Annotated in this window: 5 protein-coding genes; 1 reads left to right on the top strand and 4 read right to left on the bottom strand. The window is 71.6% G+C overall.

What is annotated here, in order from left to right:
- Positions 1 to 17: 17 nt before the first annotated feature.
- From FOZ76_RS06700 to FOZ76_RS06685, 4 genes are all read right to left on the bottom strand, one after another.
- A complete protein-coding gene (locus FOZ76_RS06700; RefSeq protein ID WP_143947360.1) occupies positions 18 to 1,496 on the bottom strand; it encodes an efflux transporter outer membrane subunit in 1,479 nt (492 codons plus the stop codon).
- Positions 1,493 to 2,653: an HlyD family secretion protein gene (locus FOZ76_RS06695; protein ID WP_143947359.1), complete on the bottom strand. Its 1,161-nt coding sequence runs from the start codon at positions 2,651 to 2,653 to the stop codon at positions 1,493 to 1,495. Before FOZ76_RS06695 ends, FOZ76_RS06700 begins: the two co-directional genes overlap by 4 nt.
- Positions 2,654 to 2,660: 7 nt before the next feature.
- Complete coding sequence (locus FOZ76_RS06690) at positions 2,661 to 4,277, bottom strand: MFS transporter (protein ID WP_143947358.1); 1,617 nt, start codon at positions 4,275 to 4,277, stop codon at positions 2,661 to 2,663.
- A 103-nt stretch (positions 4,278 to 4,380) separates the two neighbouring features.
- A complete protein-coding gene (locus tag FOZ76_RS06685; protein WP_143947357.1) occupies positions 4,381 to 5,016 on the bottom strand; it encodes a TetR/AcrR family transcriptional regulator in 636 nt (211 codons plus the stop codon).
- A gap of 484 nt (positions 5,017 to 5,500) precedes the next feature.
- Between FOZ76_RS06685 and FOZ76_RS06680 the strand changes: the two genes are divergently transcribed.
- Positions 5,501 to 7,516 (top strand): DUF4139 domain-containing protein, encoded by a 2,016-nt coding sequence (locus FOZ76_RS06680; RefSeq protein ID WP_143947356.1) that lies wholly within the window; start codon positions 5,501 to 5,503, stop codon positions 7,514 to 7,516.
- Positions 7,517 to 7,519: the final 3 nt, after the last annotated feature.

Below are 7,519 nucleotides of genomic sequence, written 5' to 3'. Positions count from 1 at the left end.
ACTACCTCCAGAATGAGTCACTCCCGCCTGACGTCGGGAGCTTTCTCGCCGTAAACGGCGAGGCTTGCGCTTTGCCCGTGGTCGTGCGCGGACGCCGCGGTCGCGGACCAGCCGCCGCCCAGCGCCTGGTAGAGATCGATCAGGGCCTGGTGGCGGGCCGCCCGCAGCCGCACCAGCGCGAGTTCGACATCGAAGAGCGTGCGCTGGGCGTCCAGTTCGGCGAGATAGGAAGAGTACCCTGCGCGATAGCGGTCGCGTGCGATCTCCAGCGAACGCGCCAGCACCTCGCGGCGTTCGCTTGCCCGCGCGATCTCGGCGTCGTAGCGCTGGATGCCCAGCAGCGCCGCTTCGACTTCCTTGAAGGCGCTCAGTGCGGCGGCGCGATAGGCGTAGGCCGCCTGGTTCCGGCGCGCCGTGGCCGCGTCCATGCCGGCGCGCAGGCGGTCGCGGTCGAACAGCGGCGCCAGCACGCTGCCGCCGACCGTCCACACGGTGGCGGGGTCGAAGCTCAGGCCGCTCGCGAAAAGCCGCCCCAGACTGGCGGACAACTGCACCTGCGGGAAGAAGCGGGCGCGCTCGGCGGCCAGCGTGGCATCGCTGGCCGCGAGGCGGGCCTGCGCGGCAAAGAGGTCGGGCCGGCGCTCCAGCAGTTGGGCCGGCAAGGCGCCAGGCGTGGCCGGCATGGCCAGTTCGGCGTCGACGGCGGCGCGCTCGACCGGCCCCGGAGGGTCGCCGCTCAACAGGCGGATCGCGTTCTCCTGGTCGGCGATCTGCTGTTCCAGGCCAGGGATCAACTGTTCGGCCGCCGCGTGCTCGGCCTCGGCCTGGGTCAATTCGAGCTGGGAGGTGTAGCCCAGCTCGGCGCGGTCGCGCGCGATGCGCAGGGCATCGGCGCGCGCCTGGACCGTGCTGCGCGTGACCTGCAGTTGCCGGTCCAGCGCCAGCAGTTCGACGTAGGAGCGCGCCACCGTGGCGGCCACCGCCAGGCGCACGGTCTGCAGATCGGTCTGCGTGGCCTGCGCGCCGAGCACCGCGGCATCGCGCAGATCGCGCAGCCTGCCCCAGACGTCCGCTTCGTAGGAAACCTGCAGTGTCGGCTGGACCGTGCTCGAGGCGGCCAGGCCGGTGGCCGAGAGCGACTGGCTGCGCTGGGCGCTGAGCACGCCGTCGACTCGCGGCGCGGTGTCGATGGCGGCCAGGCGGGCCTGCGCACGGGCTTCGTCCACGCGCGCCATCGCGCTCAGCACGTCGGTGTTGTTGGCGAGCGCGCGCTCGACGAGCGCATTCAACCGGGCATCGCCGAACGCCTGCCACCAGGTCGGCATGACCGGCGCCTGGGTCTCGGCCGGGGCCCGCCAGTCGGCCGGGGCGTCCACGCGCGCAGCCGAAGGCCGGGGCGGCTGCATGGGCGCGCAGCCGGCAAGAAGGGCACCGCAAAGCGCCAGGCCGATCCAGGCCAGGCCCGGGCCGCGTCCGCGCGAACCGATGGCGATCATGATCCGCACTCCCCGGCCGGCTCGCGCACCGAGGTATCCACGCGCGTGACCACCGACATGCCGGGACGCAGCCGCTCCACGTCGGGCTGGTCGGGATCGATGGCGATGCGCACGGGGATGCGCTGCACGACCTTGGTGAAGTTGCCGGTCGCGTTGTCCGGGCGCAGCAGGCTGAATTCCGAGCCGGTGGCGGGCGAGATGCGCTCGACGCAGCCGCGGAAGGTGTCGCCCGGCAGCCCGTCCACGGCAAAGCGCACCGGCTGGCCGTGGCGCATCGCGTAGGTCTGCGTTTCCTTGTAGTTGGCGACGATCCAGGTCTGGCGCGGCACCAGGTAGACGAGTTGCGTGCCCGCGGCGACGTACTGGCCCTGGCGCACGCCGACTTCGCCGACCTGGCCGTCGCGCGGCGCGCGGATCACGGTGTTGTCCAGGTCGATGCGCGCCAGGCGCAGGGTGGCCTCGGCCAGCTCCACGTCGGCCTCGCGCCCGCCGCGCGACACCTCGGTGGCCGCGATGTCCTGCCGCGCGATGTCGATCGCCGCCTCGGCCTGCTTGACGTGCGCGGCGGCGGCCCGCGCGGCCGCGCGGATCTGGTCGCGCTCGCGGTTGGACACCGACCCGCGGCTGGCCAGTTCGTTGACGCGTGCCTCGTCCGCCCGCGCCCGTTGGTATTCGGCCTGCGCCGACGACAGCTCGGCCTGGCGCGAGGCCAGCGTGGCCTTGCCCGAGGCCAGGCTCTGCGCGACGTTGTCCAGCCCGGCATGCGCCGCCGCCACCTGGGCTTCGGCCTGCGCCACGCGCTGACGGTAGATGCGCTCGTCGATGCGCACGAGCACGTCGTTCGCGCGGACCTGGGCGAAGTCCTGCACCGCCACCTCGCCCACGTAGCCGTTCACCTGGGGCGCAAGCACCGTGATCTGGCCCCGGACATAGGCGTTGTCGGTACTCACCACATCGCTCACGAACGGCCAGAGCTGCCAGGCGTACAGGATGGCGAGCACGCCGGCCAGCGCCACCAGGGCCATCACGATCACGGTGCGCGGGTGCGGCTTGAGGATCTTGGGAATGGGCTCGGGCGCGGGCGGCTGCGCGCGCTCTGGCGCGTCTCCCGGCCGTTCGGGAGGCACGGCTGCAGCGGTGGCGGGTGTGGTGGACATGATGTTCTCAGGAGCTTGTCGTGGTGGAGGCGTCTGCGGTCGCGGCCGGGGAGGCGGCGGCGGCGGCCGCCCGGCGCCGGTCGCGCCAGGAATGGAAATAGGTCCAGGTGAAGACCGCGATGGCGAAGGCGCCGATCAGGCGAAAGACATCGTTGTAGGCCAGCACCGTGGCTTCGCGCACGACCGTCTGGGCGAGCTGCGTGGTGCCCTGGCGCTCGCGCCGGCCCGGGTCCGGGGTGCCGCCGGCATAGCGCTGCGCCTGCGCCTGGACGCGCTGGGCGACCAATGGTTCGGTGGGCGAGAGCTGCTCGGCCAGGCGCTGCACGTGGTAGGTCTGGCGCGCGGTCTGGTAAGTGCCGAACACCGCCGAGCCGGCCAGGCCGCCCAGGCTCTGCGTGATCGAGAAGAGCACGATGAAGCTCACCAGATAGTTCGGCCCGTTGGCCAGGGCCTTCGTCACGCCCGAGAGCAACATGGGGCCGAGGAACAGGCCGCCGGCGAAGGCGAGCATGGTCTGGCTGAGCAGCAGGTTCACCGGCCGCGTCAGATTGGAGGCATGGGCGTCCAGGAAGGCACCGCCCGCGATCAGGAGGATGGAAGCGAGGATGAGCCGGTTGCCGGCCGCCGGGCCGAAGGTGAAGGCGCTGGTCAGGAGGCCGGCGATCAGCCCGAGCAGGATCAGCACATAGAGCAGGCGCAATTGGTCGCCGCCCATGCCCAGGGCCTGCATCAGGCCCACCGCACCGTAATTCTGCTCGGCAAGGATGAAGCGCATGGCGATCGCGCCGAAGGCGAAGCGCAGCGTGTCGGCCGTGCCCAGCCAGCGCGTCTGCAGCAAGGGGGTGGCGCGATGATGCTCGATGTAGAAGGAAAGCGAGAACAGGAGCACGCTCGCCACCAGCGCCCAGGCGAGCCAGGGCGCTTCGGTCCACCACTGCAGGCGGCCCTGCGCGAGCACCGCGGCAAGCAGGGCCAGGGCCGGCATGAGCAGCGCGAAGGTGACGAAATCCAGCGGCTCGAACGCCTTGACGTGCTGGCCCGGCGGCAGCTTGAGCACGACGACGGCGGCCAGCGCGCACAGCGCCAGCCCGGCTTCGAACGCATACAGCCGGCTCCAGTCGCCCATGTCGAGCAGGGCCGGCGACAGTATCCAGGCGAGCGGCACCGCCAACTGCGAGATGCCCATGCCGATCACCAGCGTCTTGACGATGTGCTCGCGCGGCGCCGCCTGCAGCATGTAGAGCACGCACAGGGTGGTCGTGGTCGCGCCGGCAAAGCCGCTGGCCGCGCGCACGAAGATCGCCATCGGCAGGCTCTGCACGAAGAGATAGCTGATGGTGAGCGCCGCATACAGCGCCAGGCCGATCTCGGCATAGAGGCGCAGGCCGAACTGCTGGCGGAACTTGAGCAGCAGCAGGTTGGCCGACATGTTGACCATCAAGTAGGCGGCCGGCAGCCAGGCGCCTTCGATGGGCGTCAGCCCGAGGTGGCCCTGGAAGGCGGCCAGGTTGACCGTGACCATGGCGTTGCCCAGCCCGCCCGTGATGCCGACCAGCAGCGCGACCAGCGCATAGGCGATGCGCGTGCGCAGGCGGTGGGAAGGCATGGCGGGCGAACCCGGCATGGTTGGGCGCTCGTGGGGCTCCCAATCCGGCGCGGGACGCATGTACAGAGGAACACGGGCCACGAATGTCTCGCTTCGTTATGCCGGGGCGTCCGCGGGGGCGTCAGGGCTGATAGGTTCTCAAAAAAGCCGCGATGGCGTAGCGGCAGGCCGCCAGATCCTCTGCGGTGGGGCCGTCGGCGCGGCCGCCCACGATGCGCGCGTCATGGGCGATGCCGTTGAGCAGTTGGCGCAGCATTCGCGCCGCACGCGCGGGATCGTCGATCACCAGTTCGCCACGCCGCTGAGCGCTGCGCAGGCATTGCTCGAGCGGCGCATGGATGCGCTGGTTCACGAGTGCGGCGAGCGGTTCGGCCAGGCGCGGCAGGCGCACGCCCTCGCCGAGCAGCAGCCGATAGAAGCCGGCCGCCCGTGGCGTGACGTTGCGCGCGAGCAGGCGCTCGGCGATCTCGGGCAGCATGCGCGCCACCGGCAGATCGGGCAGACCCTCGGGGAACACCGAGGCTTCGAGGGACTGGAACTCGCGCTGCAGGACAGCGACGAGCAACCCCTCCTTGTTGCCGAACAACTGGTATGCCGTGGCGACCGAACCCCCGGCCTCGCGCACGATGGCCTGAATGGAGGTGGCGGCGTAGCCGTGCGCCAGGAAAGCCTGCGCAGCCACGTCGAGCAGACGCAGGCGCCGGGCTTCGCCCTTCTGGGTGGGGGCGCGCCGTTCGGAAGGAAGAAAGTCGCTCATGGAGGAGGAGTCCGATTAAAACGTAATGTACGCTACATTTTCTTTTTTTGCAATGCAACGTAATGACCGCGGCTCGGACCCGTCCGCCCTTTATGACAGGCGCATGGCATTGGCCGCGACCGCGCGGCGCAGCAGTCCCGGCCCGCCAGCCAGTCCTGGTGCGGCCGTCCGGCCGGCATGGCGCCGATTGTGCACAGGTCCTCCACAGCCTTTTCACAGCCTATCCACAGGGATGTACACCGCATGATCACAGAGATATCCACAGGCTTATCCACAGGCCGGCGGGCGGGTGGCTGTGTCGTGCGTGCAACATGGAGGTGTCGCGACGCTGCCCGACAGCGGTCATCAACAACGGCTTCTGGCGGCTGGCGTCTGGCGTCCGAAACCTGGCGCCTGGCCTCCACGCACCGCCGATGCACTGCGTTACCGCATGCTGCCGGCAACGGTTGCTACAGTGGCGGGATTGTCTTCACGGATGTCGCCCATGCCCCGCCCCCTGCACACCCGGTTCGCCATGCTGGCCACCGTTCTTGTTCTCACGAACGCACATGCGGCCCAGGACGCGGATGCGGCCGACGACGGCGGCCGCGTCGTGGCGGTGTCGCTCTCCTCGGGCGGCATGGCCCAGGTGCGCCGCGTCTTCAGCGTGGACGGCAACCAGACGCTGCACGTCCAGGCGCCGCTGCGCGACGTCGACGACTGGCTCAAGAGTCTGGTGGTGCGCGACCCCGCCGGCACGGTCGCCGGCATGAGCCTGGACGGCCCCGCGCCGCTGGAGGAAACCTTCCGTACGCTGCCCTTCGACGCGCAGGACATGGCCGCGCTGCCCGACCTTGCGCAGGCGCTGGCCGGCACACGGGTGCGCGCGAGTTCGGGCGGGCGCAACGTGGAGGGCGTGATCCTGGGCGTGGAACGGCCCGCACAGGGGCCGACGCCGGCCGGGGAGGCGGCGGAGCCGGCGGCGCGCTTGAGCGTGCTGACGGCGCCGGGCCGGATCGACCTGCTGCGCCTCGGGCCCGACGCCACTCTGGAAATCCTCGACGACGCGATGCGCGAGCGGCTGACGCGCGCCGCCACGGTCACCGGGCTCGGCACGGCGCAGCATGCGCGCAATCTCGCCATTGCGCTGGAGGGCACGGGCGCGCGCGAGGTGGTGCTCGACCATCTGGTCGCGGCGCCGGTCTGGAAGACCAGCCATCGGCTCGTGCTGCAGGACGACGGCAAGGCGCGCCTGCAGAGCTGGGCCGTCGTGGAGAACGCCACCGGCGAAGACTGGCGCGACGTCGAGCTCACGCTGACCACGGGCGCTCCCGTGATGTACCGGCAGGCGCTCTACGAGCACACCTGGCACGAACGCCCGGTGCTCGGCATCGAAACCGGCGCGGCCGAGCCGCCGCGCCGCGACGACAGCGCCGAACGCCCCATGGCGGAAGCCAGCGCCGCCAGCGGCCAGCTCATGCTGAACCGGGCCGCACGCGTCGCGGCCGCACCGGCGCCCGCTCCCCCGCCGCCGATGGCTGCGGGCTCGGCCGGGGCGGCGCCGGCCGAAGAAGGCGCGACCGCGGCCTCGTATCGCCTGCCGCGCCCCGTCACGCTGGCCGCCGGCGGCACGCTTGCCATCCCCTTCGTCGATGCCGAGGTCGCCGGATCGCGCATCGCCGTCTTCCAGGCCGACCGCGGCCAGCGCCATCCCGTCGCGGGCGTCATGCTGCAGAACGATACCGGGGTCACGCTGCCGCCCGGCATTCTCACCGTGTATGACCCGGACGGCGCGCACGCCGGCGACGCCGCGCTCGCGGCCGTGCCGCCGAGCGAATCGCGCCTGGCCCTGTTCGCCGAAGACCGCAAGGTGGAGGTGACGGCCGAGACCCGGCCGCAGGAGGACATCACCGACGTGCGCATTGCCGACGGCGTGCTGCAGGCCACCCGCGTCCAGCGGCTGAACACCCAGTACCGCGTCAAGGGCGCGCCCGACGCCGCGCGCGAGCTGCTGATCGAAGTGCCGCGCCGGCCCGGCTGGCAGGCCCGCTCGGACGCGCTGTCGGGCGAAACGGCGACGCACTGGCGGCTGCGCCAGCACCTGGACGCGGGTGCGCAAGCCGAGATCGCGCTGGTACAGGAACGCCAGCAGGCGCAGACACTCGCCCTGCTGGACGCCGACGCCGACGTGTTGATGCGCTGGTCGGGCGCGGCGGCCGACGACGCCACGCGCGAGCGCCTGCGCGAGCTGGCCGACCTGCGCCGCGAACTGGCCGGCGCCGAACAGGCGGTGCAGCGCGCGGACGGCGATCTGGAGCGGGCGCAGGCCAACCAGGCCCGCGTGCGCGACAACCTGGCCGCGGTACCCGCCGACAGCACGCTGGGCCAGCGCTACGTGAAGATGCTGGCCGACGAAGAGGACCGCATCGCCGGCCTGGCCGAGGCCCGCGACGCCGCGGCGGCCAAAGCGACCGCAATGCGCGAGATGCTGGGCTCGGCGCTCGCCAAGCCCGCCAGTTGAACG

The organism is Verticiella sediminum (genome assembly GCF_007558815.1).
GTDB classification, from domain to species: Bacteria; Pseudomonadota; Gammaproteobacteria; order Burkholderiales; family Burkholderiaceae_B; genus Verticiella; species Verticiella sediminum.
The sequence above is the reverse complement of the archived record's forward strand: the minus strand, read 5'-3'. Positions and strand labels throughout refer to the sequence as shown.

Excerpts from the sequence above, each read along its gene's own strand:
- FOZ76_RS06700 (WP_143947360.1), bottom strand. The coding sequence starts at position 1,496 with ATGATCGCCATCGGTTCGCGCGGACGCGGCCCGGGCCTGGCCTGGATC.
- FOZ76_RS06695 (WP_143947359.1), bottom strand. The coding sequence starts at position 2,653 with ATGTCCACCACACCCGCCACCGCTGCAGCCGTGCCTCCCGAACGGCCG.
- FOZ76_RS06690 (WP_143947358.1), bottom strand. The coding sequence starts at position 4,277 with ATGCCGGGTTCGCCCGCCATGCCTTCCCACCGCCTGCGCACGCGCATC.
- FOZ76_RS06685 (WP_143947357.1), bottom strand. The coding sequence starts at position 5,016 with ATGAGCGACTTTCTTCCTTCCGAACGGCGCGCCCCCACCCAGAAGGGC.
- FOZ76_RS06680 (WP_143947356.1), top strand. The coding sequence starts at position 5,501 with ATGCCCCGCCCCCTGCACACCCGGTTCGCCATGCTGGCCACCGTTCTT.